The 17,892-nt window shown below is 61.4% G+C and carries 12 protein-coding genes and 1 riboswitch; of the genes, 8 read left to right on the top strand and 4 right to left on the bottom strand.

Annotated features, from left to right (window positions below):
- Positions 1–129: 129 nt before the first annotated feature.
- From BLV09_RS01525 to BLV09_RS01515, 3 genes are all read left to right on the top strand, one after another.
- The gene (locus BLV09_RS01525; protein ID WP_146686079.1) at positions 130–1,857 is read left to right on the top strand and encodes an alpha/beta hydrolase; all 1,728 of its coding nucleotides are present in this window, start codon (positions 130–132) and stop codon (positions 1,855–1,857) included.
- Between the two features lie 117 nt (positions 1,858–1,974).
- Positions 1,975–3,189: an NADP-dependent isocitrate dehydrogenase gene (locus BLV09_RS01520; protein WP_146686078.1), complete on the top strand. Its 1,215-nt coding sequence runs from the start codon at positions 1,975–1,977 to the stop codon at positions 3,187–3,189.
- A 196-nt stretch (positions 3,190–3,385) separates the two neighbouring features.
- Positions 3,386–3,895 (top strand): DUF3455 domain-containing protein, encoded by a 510-nt coding sequence (locus BLV09_RS01515; RefSeq protein WP_146686077.1) that lies wholly within the window; start codon positions 3,386–3,388, stop codon positions 3,893–3,895.
- A 162-nt stretch (positions 3,896–4,057) separates the two neighbouring features.
- Here the strand turns inward: BLV09_RS01515 and alaS are convergent, their stop codons facing one another.
- Complete coding sequence (gene alaS / locus BLV09_RS01510) at positions 4,058–6,739, bottom strand: alanine--tRNA ligase (protein WP_146686076.1); 2,682 nt, start codon at positions 6,737–6,739, stop codon at positions 4,058–4,060.
- A 203-nt stretch (positions 6,740–6,942) separates the two neighbouring features.
- Positions 6,943–7,033, top strand: a riboswitch (glycine riboswitch).
- Positions 7,034–7,174: 141 nt separating this feature from the next.
- On the opposite strand from alaS, the gene gcvT reads away from it, so the two are divergent.
- The 3 genes from gcvT (at position 7,175) to gcvP (ending at position 11,786) form a co-directional block, all read left to right on the top strand.
- The gene (gcvT, locus tag BLV09_RS01505; RefSeq protein WP_146690944.1) at positions 7,175–8,323 is read left to right on the top strand and encodes a glycine cleavage system aminomethyltransferase GcvT; all 1,149 of its coding nucleotides are present in this window, start codon (positions 7,175–7,177) and stop codon (positions 8,321–8,323) included.
- A 26-nt stretch (positions 8,324–8,349) separates the two neighbouring features.
- Positions 8,350–8,715, top strand: a complete 366-nt coding sequence (gene gcvH / locus BLV09_RS01500; RefSeq protein WP_146686075.1) for a glycine cleavage system protein GcvH — start codon at positions 8,350–8,352, stop codon at positions 8,713–8,715.
- Positions 8,716–8,897: 182 nt separating this feature from the next.
- Positions 8,898–11,786, top strand: coding sequence for an aminomethyl-transferring glycine dehydrogenase (gene gcvP / locus BLV09_RS01495; protein WP_146686074.1), 2,889 nt, complete (start codon positions 8,898–8,900; stop codon positions 11,784–11,786).
- Positions 11,787–11,914: 128 nt separating this feature from the next.
- Here gcvP and BLV09_RS01490 read toward each other — a convergent pair whose 3' ends face one another.
- The 3 genes from BLV09_RS01490 to recA all read right to left on the bottom strand — a co-directional run bounded on the left by BLV09_RS01490 (position 11,915) and on the right by recA (position 15,128).
- On the bottom strand, positions 11,915–12,913 hold the full coding sequence (locus BLV09_RS01490) for a hypothetical protein (protein WP_146686073.1): 999 nt from the start codon (positions 12,911–12,913) through the stop codon (positions 11,915–11,917).
- Positions 12,914–12,917: 4 nt separating this feature from the next.
- Positions 12,918–13,916 (bottom strand): hypothetical protein, encoded by a 999-nt coding sequence (locus BLV09_RS01485; protein ID WP_174556516.1) that lies wholly within the window; start codon positions 13,914–13,916, stop codon positions 12,918–12,920.
- 117 nt (positions 13,917–14,033) lie between these two features.
- Entirely contained in the window at positions 14,034–15,128 is a 1,095-nt protein-coding gene (recA, locus tag BLV09_RS01480; RefSeq protein ID WP_100382720.1) for a recombinase RecA, read from the bottom strand.
- A 457-nt stretch (positions 15,129–15,585) separates the two neighbouring features.
- Here recA and BLV09_RS01475 point away from each other — a divergent pair, with 457 nt between their 5' ends.
- Positions 15,586–15,771 carry a hypothetical protein gene (locus tag BLV09_RS01475; RefSeq protein WP_146686072.1) on the top strand — a complete coding sequence of 62 codons (186 nt, stop codon included), beginning with the start codon at positions 15,586–15,588 and terminating at the stop codon, positions 15,769–15,771.
- 1,929 nt (positions 15,772–17,700) lie between these two features.
- Positions 17,701–17,865, top strand: a complete 165-nt coding sequence (locus BLV09_RS01470; RefSeq protein ID WP_100382722.1) for a Flp family type IVb pilin — start codon at positions 17,701–17,703, stop codon at positions 17,863–17,865.
- Positions 17,866–17,892 lie beyond the last annotated feature (27 nt).

Here is a 17,892-nt window from a genome sequence, read left to right as displayed (position 1 = left end):
ACAGGGCATTGTCGAGCCCCGGCTTGCACGCGCGCACCTGTTGGATACGGTATCAATCACAACCCACGCAAACCTGCAAAGACGACCTGACGGCCAGATGCAACGGCCGCGGGCATACGGGAGGACGCCATGCGCAGCCGATGGTCACTGGCGATTGCCGGACTGATCCTGATCGTGGCCGGCGGACTGCTGGCCCGCATGACGCAGACCTCCGACGGCATCCGGATCGAGGATATCCGCTTCAAGGGCGCCGAGGGCAACACCATGAGCGCCCTGCTCTACATCCCGCCAAACGCGACCGCGCAGACCCCGGCGCCCGGCATCCTCGCGGTTCACGGCTACATCAATTCGCGCGAGACGCAGGATGGATTTGCCATCGAATTTGCCCGCCGCGGCTACGTGGTGCTGGCCCTCGACCAGACCGGCCACGGCTATAGCGATCCGCCCGCCTTCGCCCACGGCTTCGGCGGCCCCGACGGGCTGGCGCATCTGCGCAGCCTCGATATCGTCGACAAGGCCAATATCGGCCTCGAAGGCCACTCAATGGGCGGCTGGACCGTTCTCGCTGCCGCTTCCGCGATGCCCAACGACTACAAATCGATGGTGCTGGAGGGATCGTCGACCGGCAAACCCTTCGCCGCCGACGGCACCCCGAACTGGCCGCGCAATGTCGCACTGGTGTTCGCGCAATATGAGGAATTCTCCACCCTGATGTGGGGCGTCGAGCGGGCGCGCGACGTCCCGCTGAGCCCAAAACTCCAGGCCATGTTCGGCACGCAGGAACCAATCGAACCCGGCAAGGTCTATGGCGACATCGAGAAAGGCACCGCGCGGGTGCTCTACACGCCCCCTATGACGCATCCGGCCGAGCATATTTCACAACAGGCGATCGGCTACAGTCTCGACTGGTTTGCGCGGACATTGGAGGGCGGCACGCCGCGTCCCGCGAGCGACCAGATCTGGTTCCGCAAGGAAATCGGCACGCTGATCGCGCTGATCGGCTTTGTCGAGCTTCTGATCGGCGTGTTCGACGGCCTGCTTGAAGCGGCCGTGTTTTCGCGCCTCAGATTGCCCGAGATCGCCGACGGAACGATGCCGGCCCATGCTGCTGCGAGTGGCGGCCGCTGGGTAGCCGCCTTCGCGCTATCCGTCTTGATTCCCGCGCTGACCTATTACCCAGCGTTCGCGCTGGCCGGCACCTTCGTGAAGGCCTCGCCCTGGCTGCCGCAGGGCATCACCAACCAGATCGTGGTCTGGGCCTTGATCAATGCCCTGATCGCGCTGGCGATGATGCCGTTTGCGCCCAAGCGCGCCAGCAGGGCCGGCATCATCGCGCCGTCGATCCTGATCGCGCTTCTGACCGTAACCGCAGGTTATGCCGTGCTGTGGCTGGCCGATCTCGCGTTCAAGATCGATTTCAGGATCTGGATCGTGGCGCTCAAGCTGATGAACGGCAAGCAGGCCCTCATCTTCCTGATTTACCTGGTGCCGTTCACCGCGTTCTTCGTGATCGCCCTGCACGTGCTGCACCGGAATTTCAGCACCATGGCGGCGGGACGCGCCGGTCTCTACCTCACCAATATCCTGGCGCTGACGCTGGGCTTCATCGTGCTGCTGGGCCTGCAATATGGCACGCTATGGAAGACCGGACACCTGTTCAATCCGCTGCAGGACCCCGGGTTCGTGCCGCTCTCCACCATCGTCGCGATTCAGTTCGTGCCGTTGCTGGCGATCGCGGCCGTGATCGCCACCTTCACCTGGCGGCGTACCGGCTCCAGCCTGCCGGGTGCGCTGATCTGCGGCCTGTTCGTGACCTGGTATGTGGTGGCCGGTACGGCCACGCAGGCTGCATTCTAGGCTAAAAAGATCGGCAGAACTGCATAACGGCTTGGCTTCCGCCGGGCCGGTTGCGGTGCTATAGCGCGGATATCTTCACCCTCCCTCCACGCGTTACTCCATAAAGGCCCGATCTCCATGGCAAAAATCAAGGTGACCAACCCCGTCGTCGAACTCGATGGCGACGAGATGACCCGGATCATCTGGCAGTACATCAAGGACAAGCTGATCACTCCTTTCCTTGATGTTAACCTGATGTATTTCGACCTCGGGATGGAATACCGCGACAAAACCAACGATCAGGTCACGATCGATGCCGCCAACGCCATCAAGAAGGTCGGCGTCGGCGTCAAATGCGCCACCATCACCCCGGACGAAGCCCGGGTGAAGGAATTCGGCCTCAAGGAAATGTGGAAGTCGCCGAACGGCACGATCCGCAACATCCTCGGCGGCGTCGTGTTCCGCGAGCCGATCATCTGCCGGAACGTGCCACGGCTGGTGCCGGGCTGGACCAAGCCGATCATCATCGGCCGTCACGCCTTCGGCGACCAGTACCGCGCCACCGATTTCAAATTCCCCGGCAAGGGCACGCTGACGATGAAGTTCGTCGGCGAGGACGGCAAGGTGATCGAGCGCGAAGTCTACAAGTCGCCGAGCGCCGGCATTGCGCTGGCGATGTACAACCTCGACGATTCGATCGCCGATTTCGCCCGTGCCTCGTTCAACATGGGCCTGTCGAAGAACTATTCTGTCTATTTGTCGACCAAGAACACCATCCTCAAGGTCTATGACGGCCGCTTCAAGGACATCTTCCAGGAGATTTTCGACAAGGAGTTCAAGTCGAAATTCGACGCCAAGAAGATCACCTACGAACACCGCTTGATCGACGACATGGTCGCCGCCGCCATGAAGTGGTCGGGTGGTTACGTCTGGGCCTGCAAGAACTACGACGGCGACGTGCAGTCCGACACCGTGGCGCAGGGCTACGGCTCGCTCGGCCTGATGACCTCGGTGCTGATGACGCCCGATGGCCAAACCGTCGAAGCCGAAGCCGCCCACGGCACCGTGACCCGGCACTTCCGCGAACACCAGAAGGGCAAGGAGACCTCGACCAACTCGATCGCCTCGATCTTCGCCTGGACCCGCGGCCTCACGCATCGCGCCAAGCTCGACAACAATGAGGCGCTGGCGAAGTTCGCCGCCACGCTGGAGAAGGTTTGCGTCGCCACTGTCGAGGACGGCTACATGACCAAGGATCTCGCGCTTCTGGTCGGCGCCGACCAGCGCTGGCTGTCGACCACCGGCTTCCTCGACAAGGTTGCCGAGAACCTCACCAAGGCGATGGCGGCGTAAAGCGACCATCGGCCCTTACAATGGACGTCATTCCGGGATGGTGCGCTAGCACCAGACCCGGAATCTCAAGATTCTCCAATGTGCAATTGCACATCGGAGTTCGATGCTTTGCATCGCCCCGGAATGACTAGAGCCAGATTGCTTCGTCGCTTCGCTCCTCGCAATTGACGAAACCCACCATCAGGAGAGCGTGATCATGCATGTCTTTGAAAAAGCCGCTCTCGCTGTGTTGTTGCTGTCGGGCTCGCTGATGAGCCCGGCTGCGGCCGAAACACCCCTGCCCGCGGCCATCGCGGCACCGGGCGAAACGACCGTGCTGACCGCGCATGCGGTTGGCGAGCAGATCTATGAATGCAAGGCCGGCACTGACGGCAAGCTCGCCTGGGCATTCCGCGAACCGGCGGCGTCGCTGACGGCAGATAACAAGATCGTCGGCCGTCACTTTGCCGGACCGAGCTGGGAGTTGAGCGACGGCAGCGCGGTGGTCGGCAAGGCCGCCGGCAGCGCGCCCGGCACGACAGCGAACGATATCGCCTGGCTGAAGCTCGACGTGGCTTCCCACCGCGGCGGCGGCACACTCTCAAACGTCACCACGGTGCAACGGATCAACACGGTGGGTGGCGTGCTGACCGGTGAATGCGACAAGCCCGGCAATACCCGCGCCATGCCTTACAGCGCGGATTATGTGTTCCTGCGCAAGGGCTGAGTGAGAGATCGAAGGCATCTAATTCGTCATGCCCGGCCTTGTGCCGGGCATCCACGTCTTAGCGGTACAAGACAGACGTGGATGGCCGGGACGAAGCCCGGCCATGACCGTTTTCAAGACTGAGTACAAAGTCCCAAAATAGGTTGTCGCCAGTCTTCCTCCTCAGGCGCCGGCCATCGCCTTTTCGATCGCCGAAAGCGCAGCGTTCGCCTTCGCCCCATCGGGGCCGCCGGCCTGGGCCATGTCGGGCCGTCCACCGCCGCCCTTGCCGCCGAGCGCTTCGGAAGCCACCCGCACCAGATCGACCGCGTTATAGCGTGAGGTGAGATCGGAGGTGACGCCGACCACGACGCCGGCCTTGCCGTCACCGGTGACACCGACGATCGCGACCACTCCGGAGCCGAGCTGCTTTTTGCCGTCATCGACCAGGCTCTTGAGGTCCTTGGTCTCGACGCCTTCCACCGCCCGCGCCATCAGCTTGACGTTGCCGATTTCGCGCACGCCATTGCCGCCGGCCGCAGCGCCGTTCGTCGAACCGCCGCCGCCCATCGCGAGCTTCTTGCGCGCATCCGACAGATCGCGCTCCAGCTTCTTGCGCTCTTCCATCAGCGAAGCGATGCGCGCCGGCATGTCCTCGAGCGTGGTGCGCAGCTCGGATGCCGCCGTCTTGGCGAGCGCCATCGTCTCGTTGGCGTGTTGCCGCGCATGGCGCCCGGTCAGCGCCTCGATGCGGCGCACGCCCGACGCAACCGCGCTTTCGCCGGTCACCGAGATCAGACCGATATCGCCGGTGCGGCGGACATGGGTGCCGCCGCACAATTCCACCGACCAGCCGAGTGCGTTCTGGCCATGGTCGCGCGCGGTCTTGCCCATCGACACCACCCGCACCTCGTCGCCGTATTTCTCGCCGAACAGCGCTCGCGCCCCGGCGTCGCGCGCCTCATCGACGCCCATCAGGCGCGTGGTGACCTCGTCATTCTCCAGCACCACCTCGTTGGCGATATCCTCGACCCGGGCGAGCTCTTCCAGCGTGATCGGCTTCGGATGCACGAAGTCGAAGCGCAGGCGATCCGGCGCCACCAGCGAACCGCGCTGCGCGATGTGGTCGCCGAGCACCTGCCGCAGCGCTTCGTGCAGCAGATGCGTCGCGGAGTGATTGGCGCGGATCGACGAACGCCTGACGTGATCGACCTCGAGCTGCAGCGCCGCACCGGGCTTCAGCGTGCCCTGCTCCACGGTGCCGAGATGCACGAAGAGATCGCCGGCCTTCTTCTGGGTCTCGGTGATCCGAATCCGCACGCCGTCACCGCTCATCATGCCGGTGTCGCCGACCTGCCCGCCGGACTCCGCATAAAACGGCGTCTGGTTCAACACGATGGCGCCGGACTCGCCAGCCTTGAGGCTGTCGACCTCCTTGCCGTCTTTCACCAGCGCCCCGACCACGCCTTCGGCGGTTTCGGTCTCGTAGCCTAAAAATTCGGTAGCGCCGAGCTTCTCGCGCAGCGGAAACCAGACGTTCTCGGTCGCGGTGTCGCCGGAGCCTGACCAGGCCGCGCGCGCCTTTTCGCGCTGCCGGTCCATCGCATCGGTGAAGGAGGCAACATCGACGCCGATGCCGCGCGACTTCAGCGCGTCCTGGGTAAGATCAAGCGGAAAGCCGTAGGTGTCGTACAGCGTGAACGCCGTATCGCCGTCGAACATGTCGCCCTTCTTAAGCGAGCTGCTCTTCTCGTCGAGGATCAACAGGCCACGCTCCAGCGTCTTGCGGAAGCGTGTCTCTTCCAGCCGCAGCGTTTCCTCGATCAGGTTTTCGGCGCGCACCAGTTCGGGATAGGCTTGGCCCATCTCGCGCACCAGCGCCCACACCAGACGATGCATCAGCGGCTCGCGCGCGCCGAGCAACTGCGCATGGCGCATGGCGCGGCGCATGATCCGGCGCAGCACATAGCCGCGGCCTTCGTTCGAGGGCAGCACGCCATCGGCGATCAGGAACGACGACGCCCGCAGATGGTCGGCGATGACGCGCAGCGACGCCTTCTGCGGCCCTTGCGGATCAGCGCCGGTCAATTCGGAAATGGCGCGGATCAGGGCTACGAAAAGATCGATGTCGTAATTGTCGTGCTTGCCTTGCAGCACAGCCGCGACGCGCTCCAGGCCCGCGCCGGTATCGATCGAGGGCTTCGGCAAGGGGTTGCGGATGCCGCCCTCGAGCTGCTCGAACTGCATGAACACGAGATTCCAGATCTCGATGAAGCGGTCACCATCCTGCTCGAGCGAGCCCGGCGGTCCGCCCCAAATCTTGTCGCCGTGATCGTAGAAGATCTCCGAACAGGGACCGCAGGGGCCGGTATCGCCCATCTGCCAGAAATTGTCGGCGCCATCGATCCGGATGATCCGCGACTCCGGAAGGCCCGCGATCTTCTTCCAGAGATTGAAGGCCTCGTCGTCGTCGATATAGACGGTCGCGGTGAGCTTGTCCTTTGGCAGGCCGAACTCTTTGGTCACGAGGTTCCAGGCCAGCTCGATCGCGCGATCCTTGAAGTAATCGCCGAACGAGAAATTGCCGAGCATCTCGAAAAAGGTGTGATGCCGCGCGGTATAGCCGACATTGTCGAGGTCGTTATGCTTGCCGCCGGCGCGGACGCATTTCTGCGAGGTGGTGGCGCGCTGATACGGGCGCTTCTCGACGCCGGTGAAGACGTTCTTGAATTGCACCATGCCGGCATTGGTGAACATCAAGGTCGGGTCGTTGCGCGGCACCAGCGGCGACGACGGCACGATCTCGTGGCCGTTCCGGGCAAAGAAGTTCAGAAATGTCGACCTGATCTCGTTAACGCCGCTCATGTTCATCCAATCGCAAAACTGCCGGGAACCCGCCGCAAACAGCTAAACATTATGTCGCAACGCTTTTAGACAAGGGGGATCGCGGTGTCCAGAAACTGTGCAGCCGGATCATAGGCTTGCCGCAATACACCAAAGCTGGTTGATAGATGCTGCGGCTGCGTTGACAGGGTTGGGGTCGCCGTGTTTTCTTCCTATCTGTACGAGACAGTCACGTCGGGAGAGATCGGCTTGAATGCCGACGCCGAAGGAGCAACCGCCCCGGAAACTCTCAGGCAAACGGACCGCGTGACTTGCTAGCATCTGGAAAGAGACGCCGAAGGGTCTTGTCCCTGACGTGTCCGCCGACGGGATAATACTCTCAGGCACAGCGACAGATGGGGCTTTCTGTAGGTTTTTGCGAGGGATCGTCCTGGCAAAAACCGCGAGGGCCCAGTGATGCTTGCGCGCGAAGACCAAACTCCGCTGAAACGTACCCCGCTGCACGCCCTGCATGTGGCCCTGGGCGGCAAGATGGTGCCGTTCGCCGGCTATGACATGCCGGTGCAATATTCGCCCGGCGTGCTGCGGGAACATCTGCATACCCGCAGCGCCGCCGGCCTGTTCGACGTCTCCCATATGGGCCAGATCGCGCTCCGCCCCAAATCCGGCCGGGTCGAGGACGCCGCCCTGGCGCTGGAACGGCTGGTGCCGCAGGACATCGTGGCGGTCGCACCCGGCCGGCAGCGCTATGCGCAATTCACCAATCAAAACGGCGGCATCCTCGACGATCTGATGGTGGCGAATTTCGGCGACCACCTGTTTCTGGTCGTCAATGCCGCCTGCAAGGCCGAGGACGAGGCGCATCTGCGCGCCAATTTGTCCGATGTCTGCGTGATCGAGCCGCTGCCCGATCGGGCGCTGATCGCGCTGCAAGGGCCGAAGGCCTGTTCGGAGCTGGCGAAGTTTTGTGCAGAGGCCTCCGCCCTGCGGTTCATGGACTCCGGACCCCAGCGTGTCGATGGCATCGACTGCTTCGTCTCACGCTCCGGCTATACCGGCGAGGACGGCTTTGAGATTTCGGTCCCGGCGGACCACGCCGAGGCGCTTGCCAAGGCGCTGCTGGCTGACGGTGACGTGCTGCCGATCGGGCTTGGCGCGCGCGACAGCCTGCGGCTCGAGGCCGGGCTTTGCCTCTATGGCCACGACCTCGATACCGCGACGACACCGGTCGAGGGCGCGCTGGAATGGTCCATTCAAAAGAGCCGCCGCACTGGCGGCGCGCGCGCCGGCGGATTCCTCGGCGCCGAGACAATTCTCGCCCAGTTTGAGAGAGGCGCCCCGCGCCGCCGCGTCGGGTTGAGGCCGGAGGGCCGCGCGCCGGTGCGCGAGGGTGCGGCGCTGTTTGCGGATGGCACCTCATCCGAACAGATCGGCGTGGTCACTTCAGGCGGTTTTGGCCCCAGCCTCAATGCGCCGGTGGCGATGGGCTACCTGCCGTCGTCGCACGCCACCACGGGATCTTCAGTCTTTGCCGAAGTCCGCGGCCAGCGGCTGCCGATGCAGGTGTCGCCGATGCCGTTCGTTCCCAACACTTATAAACGTTGAAGCTTGCAAACGCTGAAGAGGTTTTCATGACGACGCTGTTCACATCAGACCACGAATGGCTCCAGATCGAGGGCGACGTCGCCACTATCGGCGTCACGGACTATGCGCAGTCGCAGCTCGGCGACGTCGTGTTCGTCGAACTGCCGAAAGTCGGCCGAAGCCTGAAGAAGGCCGAAGCCGCAGCCGTGGTCGAATCGGTGAAGGCCGCCTCCGATGTCTACGCGCCGATCTCGGGCGAAGTGGTCGCAGTGAATGATGTCCTGGCCGCCGAGCCCGCGTTGGTCAATTCCGACGCCGGCGGCAAGGCGTGGTTTTTCAAGTTGAAGATCGCAGACAAGAAAGAACTCGACGGCCTGATGGATGAGGCCGCCTACGCCAAGCATACCGCGTGAGATGATGAACAGAGAAACGACATCAAACTCAGTGTCATCGTCCGCGAAAGCGGACGATCCAGTACGCCGAGACGTCTCGATTCAATCGCTGGCGTCACGGCGTACTGGATACCCCGCATTCGCGGGGTATGACGGCTGGTGCTGGTGCGGGGCATGACGAATACGAATAAAAGGTGATAGCCATGAACGCGCCGTTCAAACCGACCAACGAAGCCGCCACCAATTTCGCGCGGCGTCACATCGGCCCCTCGCCGCGCGACATCGCGGCGATGCTGGAAACCGTCGGCGCCAAAAGCCTGGATGCGCTGATGGCGGAGACGCTGCCCTCCTCGATCCGGCAGAAGACGCCGCTCGATCTAGGGCTGGCACTGAGCGAGACCGAAGCGCTGGCGCATATGCGCGAGCTGGCATCGCAGAACCAGGTCTTCACCTCGCTGATCGGCCAAGGCTATTCCGGCACAATCCTGCCGGCGGTGATCCAGCGCAACATCCTGGAAAATCCGGCCTGGTATACGGCCTATACGCCGTATCAGCCCGAGATCAGCCAGGGCCGGCTGGAAGCTTTGTTCAACTTCCAGACCATGATCTGCGACCTTGCGGGCCTTGATGTCGCCAACGCTTCGCTGCTCGACGAGGCGACGGCGGCGGCGGAAGCCATGGCGCTGGCGGAACGCGCGGCGCAGGCCAAGACCAAATCGTTCTTCGTCGATGCGGAAGTGCATCCGCAGACGCTGGCGGTGCTGCGCACCCGCGCCGAACCACTGGGCTGGAATCTGATCGTTGGCGATCCCGCTGTTGATCTCGAGCGCGCGGACGTGTTCGGCGGCCTGCTGCAATATCCGGATACTTCGGGCGCGGTGCGTGATCTCAAGCCTGCGATCGCGTCGCTGCATGCGAAAGGCGCGCTGGCGATCGTCGCGGCCGATCTTTTGGCGTTGACGCTATTGGCCTCACCCGGCGAACTCGGCGCCGATATCGCGATCGGATCGGCGCAACGCTTCGGCGTGCCGATGGGCTATGGCGGCCCGCACGCGGCCTATATGGCGGTGCGCGATGCGCTCAAGCGCTCCCTGCCCGGCCGCATCGTCGGTTTGTCCGTGGATTCACGCGGCGAGCCGGCCTATCGCCTTGCGCTGCAGACCCGCGAGCAGCATATCCGCCGCGAAAAAGCGACCTCGAACATCTGCACCGCGCAGGTGCTGCTCGCCGTGATCGCCTCGATGTACGCGGTCTATCACGGCCCCGAGGGACTGACCGAGATCGCCCGCAGGGTGCATCGCCGCACAGCGGTGCTGGCGGCCGGATTGCGCAAGCTCGGCTTTGCGCTGAAATCGGAAGCCTTCTTCGATACCGTGACGGTGGACGTCGGCGGTCGTCGCGACGAAATCGTTGCCCGCGCCTTTGCTGAAAAGCTCAATTTAAGGATTGGTGAAGGCACGCTCGGCATCGCGCTGGACGAAACCACGACACCGGCTACCGTCGAGGCGGTGTGGCGCGCGTTCGGCGGCGCGTTGGCCTACGCCGATATCGAGGCCAGCGCGCGCGAGGCGCTGCCAGCCGAGCTGAAACGCGCCAGCGCCTTCCTCACCCATCCGGTATTCCACGCGCACCGCTCCGAGACCGAGCTGTTGCGCTACATGCGCAAGCTCAGCGATCGCGATCTCGCGCTCGACCGCGCGATGATTCCGCTCGGCTCCTGCACCATGAAGCTCAACGCCACCTCCGAGATGATCCCGCTGACCTGGCCGGAATTCGGCAATCTGCATCCGTTCGCGCCGCGCGCGCAGGCTGCGGGCTATCACGCATTGTTTGCGCGGCTGGAGCAATGGCTGTGCGATATCACCGGCTATGACGCGATCTCGCTGCAGCCGAATTCCGGCGCGCAGGGCGAATATGCCGGCCTGCTCGCGATCCGCGGCTACCACGCCGCGCGCGGCGAACCGCATCGCAACGTCTGCCTGATTCCTTCATCGGCGCACGGCACCAATCCGGCGTCCGCAAGCATGGTCGGCATGACGGTCGTGGTGGTCGCCTGCGACAAGCGCGGCGACGTCGATGTCAATGATCTGCGCGCCAAGGTCGAGCAGCATTCGAAAAATCTCGCCGCCGTGATGATCACCTATCCCTCGACCCATGGCGTGTTCGAGGAGCATATTCGCGAGATCTGCGACATCGTGCACAGCCATGGCGGCCAGGTCTATCTCGACGGCGCCAACATGAATGCGCAGGTCGGGCTGTCGCGGCCCGGCGATTACGGCGCCGATGTCAGCCATCTCAATCTGCACAAGACCTTCTGCATCCCGCATGGCGGCGGCGGCCCGGGCATGGGACCGATCGGCGTCAAAGCGCATCTTGCGCCCTTCCTGCCAGGTCATCCAGCGAATTGCCATCCCGCAACCGAGGGCGCCACGCCGCACGCGGTCGGGCCGGTGTCGGCGGCGCCGTTCGGTTCGGCGTCGATCCTGACGATTTCCTACATCTACATCCTGATGATGTCAGGCGACGGCCTGACGCGCGCCACCGAGATCGCGATCCTCAACGCCAATTACATCGCGACTAAACTCGATGCACATTTTCCGGTGTTGTATCGCAATGCGCGGGGACGCGTGGCGCATGAATGCATCGTCGACCCGCGGCCGCTGAAGAATTCGAGTGGCGTCACGGTCGACGACATCGCCAAGCGGCTGATCGATTATGGCTTCCACGCGCCGACCATGAGTTTTCCGGTGCCGGGCACGCTGATGATCGAACCGACTGAATCCGAATCGAAAGCGGAGCTGGATCGTTTCTGTGACGCCATGATCGCGATTCGTCGCGAGATTGCCGAGATCGAGCAGGGGCGCTGGAAGGTCGAGGCCTCACCGCTGCGCCACGCGCCGCATACCGTGCACGACATCGCCGACGACGCCTGGTCGCGCGCCTATAGCCGCGCCGAGGGCTGTTTCCCGGCGGGCACCTCGCGCACCGACAAATACTGGTGTCCGGTCGGACGGGTCGACAATGTCTATGGCGATCGCAACCTCGTCTGCTCCTGTCCGCCGGTTGAGGCGTACGCGCAGGCGGCGGAGTGATGGCCGCCAAACCGCTACCTCGTCATGCCCGGGCTTGACCCGGGCATCCATCCGAAATGACTCGACCGCAGGGGACGGATTGCCGGGTCAATCTCGGCAATGACGGCCCGTGCGAATTTGCATCCATCTCAAGGTGCGATCAAAGCGCTGTTCGGCTTATCCCACCGCCACAGCCGATCGTTGGTTAATTCGGTGCCGCCCCACCAGCGATGGATCGGGTTATGCCGGCTGAAATCGTCGGCCTTCGCAACGACCGCTTTGCCAAGTTCAGTGAGCGACAATCTGCTTCGCTTGTAGCGTTCGTGACGATCGCGATCGTCGTGCATCTCCAACGTGAACGGCCCCTCATCCAGATCCGACACCGCGGGCGCCGGACAGCGCGCCAAATCATCCAGCAGGGAGCCGACCTCCCAATAGCCGAACACACGCCGCTCGTTGCGCTTCTGATGGCCTGGAAAAACGTCGAACGGAAACGCGTTACCTTCCGAGATCAATTCAAGCATCCGCATTTCCGTCGCGCCGAGACCGGAGCCGGGCATGGGAAGTTCTTCGAGTAACATCACGACAGCCGGCCGAAGACACGGCAGAAGGCTCAAATCCCTCGGCAAAAGATCGAACCAGTCCCGCGGCGTCGGCGCGCGATAGGCCTGCCAGGCCAAGCCAGCTATTTCGAGATGCCCATTCAGTATCTTGATGGCGGGTATCCGCCACGCAGCTACTTCTTCGGAACCGTGGCTACCGATGGGAGTGTCCGCCTGTACCAAAAACAGCTTCGAAACGATTTTCTCGTGAGGACGCAAATAGTCGAGCAGCCAGATCAGGATCAGTTGTGCATTCGGATCGGGATCGATCCATAATTCGATCGTATCGAACAGCTCGCAAAGATCGATGAGGCCAGTGCGGCTATCAATGTCTCCGAGATGCTTGCGGTAGATACGAAACGACCAGTTGTCGTCCGCCTGGTCGTGCTGCGAGGAAAGCGTCATCAACGACGTTGCGATATCGGTATCTGACGGCAGCGGTCCCCAGACAAAGCGATATCCGAACGGGATCACGATGTCGGCGATGCGGGCGCCCTTGAGGGCTCCCGATCCTGAGTCGTTCGTCGTCAGGATCAGACGCGTCATATCATCACCGCTCCGCAGGAGCCGTCAGAACAGGAGCCCAGCGCCACAAACACGCGTTGGTCAGCCTCGTGCCGCCCCACCAACGATCGATCGGGTTATGGCGGCTGAAATCTTCTTTGTGAGCAAGAATCGATTTGCCGAATTCGGTCAGCGAGAGCTCGCTGCGGTGGTAAGCCGTTTGGCGATCCCGCAGATTTTTTCGGCTGATCGTGCGCAACTCGTCATCGAGGCCGGTAACAGCAGGCGTCGGACCAAGCGCAAGCCCATCAAGCAGATACCCGTTCTCCCACTCGTCGAAGACGCGGGTCTGGCGGAGGTCCCAAAGATGGAAAAGTGCGTTCGTAAGCGAATATCCCCTCCCAATTAGTTCCAGCATCCGCATTTCCGTGGCGCCAAGCCCTGTCGAAGCGGAGGGCAGCTCTTCGAGCAGGTCGAGCAGGACCGGCCTGAGCAACGGCAACGCGCTCAAATCCCGACGAAGCAGACCGAAGCAAGCCTCCGGCGTCGTCGCCCGATACGCTTGCCATGCGGCGCTTGCCGTTGCGAGTTCCTGTTCGGTGACGTCGACGAGCGGCGGCCGCCACGTGCCAAAGCCTCCCGGGGGAATCCCGATCATATCGCTGGGTAGCAGACGCAATTTCAACCTGGCCACGGTCTCGGGATTGGAACGGAAGTCATCGAGCAGCCAGATCAGTTGCAATTGAGCGTTCGGACGCGTGTCGAACCAGAGTTCGACGGTCTCGTATTGCTGGCAAAATTCGGCCAAGCTGAGATCCCGCAGACCTTCGTTTTTGCTCCGTTCCCAGCGACTCGCAAAGTCTGACCAGTGGTAGCCGTGGCTGGGGCCGTGGTCGGGCGTCCGAGGGCCAAAATAAGCTGCAAGTTCGTCTGGAGACGGCAACTGTCCCCACACGAAGCGAAAGAAAAAATTAACCGCGAGATCGCCGAGGTCCGCTTCAATGAAGCCAGGGATCGGCCAGCCGGTCAGGACCAGAGGCTTCATGCTCTCACCAAAAGCTATTCACAGAAACAAAACGGGCACCGAAAACGTCGGCAACTCAACGTCCTCAGCGCCCGCGTCTGTCGAAACTTCGGTCACGCGACCCAAGTTTGCAAAAACTCAATCCTCCGCAGCCTCCGGCTCTTCGCCGTCGGCGTCGCGCTCGGGCGAACCGGCCAGGATCTGTTCGGCGATCAGGCCAGAGTTCTGGCGGATTGCCGCTTCGATCTTGGCGGTCATGTCGGGGTTGGCCTTGAGGAATGCCTTCGAGTTCTCGCGGCCCTGCCCCAGGCGCTGGCTATCATAGGAGAACCAGGCGCCGGACTTCTCGACGATGCCGGCCTTGACGCCGAGATCGAGGATCTCGCCCATCTTGGAGACACCCTCGCCATACATGATGTCGAATTCGACCTGCTTGAACGGCGGCGCCAGCTTGTTCTTCACCACCTTGACGCGGGTCTGGTTGCCGACCACCTCGTCGCGCTCCTTGATCGCGCCGATGCGGCGGATGTCGAGACGAACGGAGGCATAGAATTTCAGCGCGTTGCCGCCGGTAGTGGTTTCCGGCGAGCCGTACATCACACCGATCTTCATCCGGATCTGGTTGATGAAGATCACCATGGTGTTGGATTTGTTGATCGAGGCGGTGAGCTTGCGCAGCGCCTGGCTCATCAGCCGCGCCTGCAGGCCGGGCAGCGCATCGCCCATCTCGCCTTCGAGTTCGGCGCGCGGCACCAGCGCCGCCACCGAGTCCACCACCAGCACGTCGACCGCACCGGAGCGCACCAGCGTGTCGCAAATTTCCAGCGCCTGCTCGCCGGTGTCGGGCTGCGAGATCAGGAGCTCATCGATGTTGACGCCGAGCTTCCTGGCATAGACTGGATCGAGCGCATGTTCGGCATCGATGAAGGCGCAGATGCCGCCCTTCTTCTGGCCTTCCGCCACCGTATGCAGCGCCAGCGTGGTCTTGCCGGAGGATTCCGGCCCGTAAATTTCAACCACCCGCCCCCGCGGCAATCCGCCGACACCGAGCGCGATATCCAATCCCAGCGAACCCGAGGAAATGGTCTCGATATCCATCGAACGGTCGTTCTTGCCCAGCTTCATCACCGAGCCCTTGCCGAACTGACGCTCGATCTGGGAAAGCGCGGCAGACAAGGCTTTGGACTTATCCATGGAGGATCCTTCGACGATACGCAGGGCAGTGGCGGACATAGGTGGTGCTCCTTATGGCGGGGATTCGCTAGCGGGACAAACGGGCGGCGAGAATTGAGCAAGTGATCAGCTTATGGAACCTTGTACCACGTTTGTTCTATGTTCGCAATATGTTCTTTTGTCGAAGTGGGTACTGGCCTGTTTTAATTCCTAGTGGCCTAGTTTGAATTTGGCAGTGGCCTAATTCGGATTCTCAGAAATGGCCAACCATCAACCGACGGGTGCCGGCCTATAAAGTGGTTCAGTTTGAATTATTTCAAGATGTTTCTGTATTGTTCAATGCGTGACTAAGTGAGGTATCTCTACGCCAGTCATGCCGAGCAAGAGCAGTAAGGTGCTGGCCTGTTTTAATTCCTAGTGGCCTAGTTTGATTTTGGCATTGGCCTAATTTGAATTTTCGTGGCTGGTCGCATATGTACCCCAAGCACTGCCTCGAAAAGAATCTGGAGGAGCCGCCATGCTGCCCTTGATCGTTTTCATCACGATCCCCGTTCTGGCCGTGGCGTTTCTGTCCGGTCGCTTCACCGCAAAATACGCGGCAGAGAGGGGGCGTTCAGAACGCGCCTGGTTTCTTTTTGGCGCTCTGCTCTTCCCGCTCTTTCCTGTCCAGTGGATGGTCCTGGGACTCTTACCAAGAAAGTAAAGCCGCCTCAGTTGGCGCCCTTTTTATTCAGCGCCATCATCATCGTCATCCGACAAGACTGATTGTTGGGCCTTAAGCAGCCTAATGAATTTGCCGATTTCCTTCGGACCCAGATTACCCGCCACAACTAGACGATAGCTGACATCTTTCGAACGCGGGCCACGAAGCCACTCCCGCTCGCCGACCGAAAATGGTGTTTGCGGCCTCTCAGTGTTGGCCTGCTTCTGATTGCAGCACCCTGATTTGATTTTCGCAGTGGCCTATTTTGGATGAAGTGATCAATACGGACCATCAGTCGTTCACCGGACATGACATCGTGCCGCGATCACCGAGGTGGCGGCAATTGGCATCCATCGACGCGGACTCGCCTTAGCGACCGACAAAATGATTCGCCCGTTCGGCGCTGCGAAAAATGCGATTGGGAGTTGACCTTGTTGGGAGATCTTCCGGCCGTCGCACTGCACGCCGCGGTTAGGGTTTTCCGTTGCTACGTTTGTAACAATATCGTTTCAGAAGAATGCTAAGGCCGCCTCAGTCGGCGCCCCGGCCGGTACCAGGTATGGTCCCTTCCATCCCGGATTAAATCGACGGTGCCTTCTGGTTTTGGACCGTCCAGCCCGAAAAAATATTCGACTAGGCCCGATATCCTACTGTCAAAACTCTCAGGTAGAAAAAACCCGCCACGGCGGCGTGACATTCGTCGTGGTTTCTCAAACTATCCCCGCTCCCGCCCCCGAGAGTGGGGATTTTTTCTGACTATACAGCGCAGCCTGGTGCTGCCGTGAAATCAGAGCGCGTAAGCCCAATCTTTAACACATGAACTTCATAAATTAATTTAGCCGGTTGGATCAGACGCAAAATCTCCACGACCGGTTAGGCCCGGCGCGTGACCGACGGGGGGAACGCAGCCGGGCCGCCTCAGTTGAAGGTGCAAGTTCCAGTGTTACATAGTGGACAGACGCCGCCGGTTACTTCCTTTTAACTGTCCACATTCACTGACGTTAAAAAATACTTACGATTATATTTGCGATTATATTTACGATCAGCCCGGCCCTCAAAGCCGGGCTTTTCGTTTATGGCCGGCTTTGAAGCTGGGCGTGACCGTTTCGGCCGGTATCGCAGCGTCCAATAGAAGCGGCCGAGCCCGGGAAGAAATCAGGGCCGGATTTGGGAAGTTGTGCCGTTTGCGGCGACAATCGTTCCCGGCACGGCCGGCACGGCGGCATAGTATGGTTGGGGCCTTGGCGCCGTCTGCGGTGCCAGTTTCTACGCTTGCCAACCAAATAAACTTGCCCCGCCCTTTGGTCTCCATCGGGCGGGCTTTTTCTTTGAACCTTGGCGCGACCTGCACAGACCAATAGCGACCGGGGGATTGCGCTGTCCGGATCTAAACCAACGCCACCAGGCATCATTCAGCTTGGTGGCGTTGTGCATTTCAGGGGGCCTGTTTCGAATCCGCCAATGGCCTGAATCCGGCGAGCAGCTGCCCCCTACTCCTATGAAACCCTGGCCGGACGAGGACGTATCTGGTCATGCTGGAGGATTGCAATTTCCAGTTCGAGTGCCTCGCCGCCAAGCATTATTCAGCTTGGCGGCGTGGTGCAGCGCAATGGCACTTTCCATGGGGCCGCCGCAACTGGCGGCCTTTTTTATCGCACCGATAGAAACACGATCGCCAGCACGACAGCCCATCCTACGACGACCAGAGCAGCCACCGCCCCGGCGGTTATTTTGAGCTTCTCTTTGGTCGTGTACTCGAACATTCAACCTCGGTTTTGCGGCGCGGACGCCGATACCGACTCCCGCATTATCGAAAATTTGAATCGATTTCGATCTTCAAATTGAGGCAATGAGGTTTACTCAACCTTAGATCATGTACCGTACATTTACGGGGCAAGTCAGTTTTGGCATCACCGCAAGGAGGCAAGCTTGAAGCGCACTTTCCTTAAGTTCTTGTCCGATGAATCCGGGGCAACCGCCATCGAATACGGACTGATCGCAGCCGGTATCGCACTCGCCATTATCGCGGTCGTTAACGGGATCGGCTCCAATCTCAACACCCAGTTCTCGTCGATCAACAGCTCGCTGAAATAAACACGCGCGCTCTGGGAAGTTCATCGA

The organism is Bradyrhizobium canariense (genome assembly GCF_900105125.1).
Classification (GTDB): Bacteria; Pseudomonadota; Alphaproteobacteria; order Rhizobiales; family Xanthobacteraceae; genus Bradyrhizobium; species Bradyrhizobium canariense_A.
Note: the sequence above shows the minus strand (reverse complement) of the source record. Positions and strands in the feature narration are given on the sequence as shown.

Excerpts from the sequence above, each read along its gene's own strand:
- gcvP (WP_146686074.1), top strand. The coding sequence starts at position 8,898 with ATGAACGCGCCGTTCAAACCGACCAACGAAGCCGCCACCAATTTCGCG.
- gcvH (WP_146686075.1), top strand. The coding sequence starts at position 8,350 with ATGACGACGCTGTTCACATCAGACCACGAATGGCTCCAGATCGAGGGC.
- BLV09_RS01485 (WP_174556516.1), bottom strand. The coding sequence starts at position 13,916 with ATGAAGCCTCTGGTCCTGACCGGCTGGCCGATCCCTGGCTTCATTGAA.
- alaS (WP_146686076.1), bottom strand. The coding sequence starts at position 6,739 with ATGAGCGGCGTTAACGAGATCAGGTCGACATTTCTGAACTTCTTTGCC.
- BLV09_RS01475 (WP_146686072.1), top strand. The coding sequence starts at position 15,586 with ATGCTGCCCTTGATCGTTTTCATCACGATCCCCGTTCTGGCCGTGGCG.
- recA (WP_100382720.1), bottom strand. The coding sequence starts at position 15,128 with ATGTCCGCCACTGCCCTGCGTATCGTCGAAGGATCCTCCATGGATAAG.
- BLV09_RS01515 (WP_146686077.1), top strand. The coding sequence starts at position 3,386 with ATGCATGTCTTTGAAAAAGCCGCTCTCGCTGTGTTGTTGCTGTCGGGC.
- BLV09_RS01490 (WP_146686073.1), bottom strand. The coding sequence starts at position 12,913 with ATGACGCGTCTGATCCTGACGACGAACGACTCAGGATCGGGAGCCCTC.
- gcvT (WP_146690944.1), top strand. The coding sequence starts at position 7,175 with ATGCTTGCGCGCGAAGACCAAACTCCGCTGAAACGTACCCCGCTGCAC.
- BLV09_RS01525 (WP_146686079.1), top strand. The coding sequence starts at position 130 with ATGCGCAGCCGATGGTCACTGGCGATTGCCGGACTGATCCTGATCGTG.
- BLV09_RS01520 (WP_146686078.1), top strand. The coding sequence starts at position 1,975 with ATGGCAAAAATCAAGGTGACCAACCCCGTCGTCGAACTCGATGGCGAC.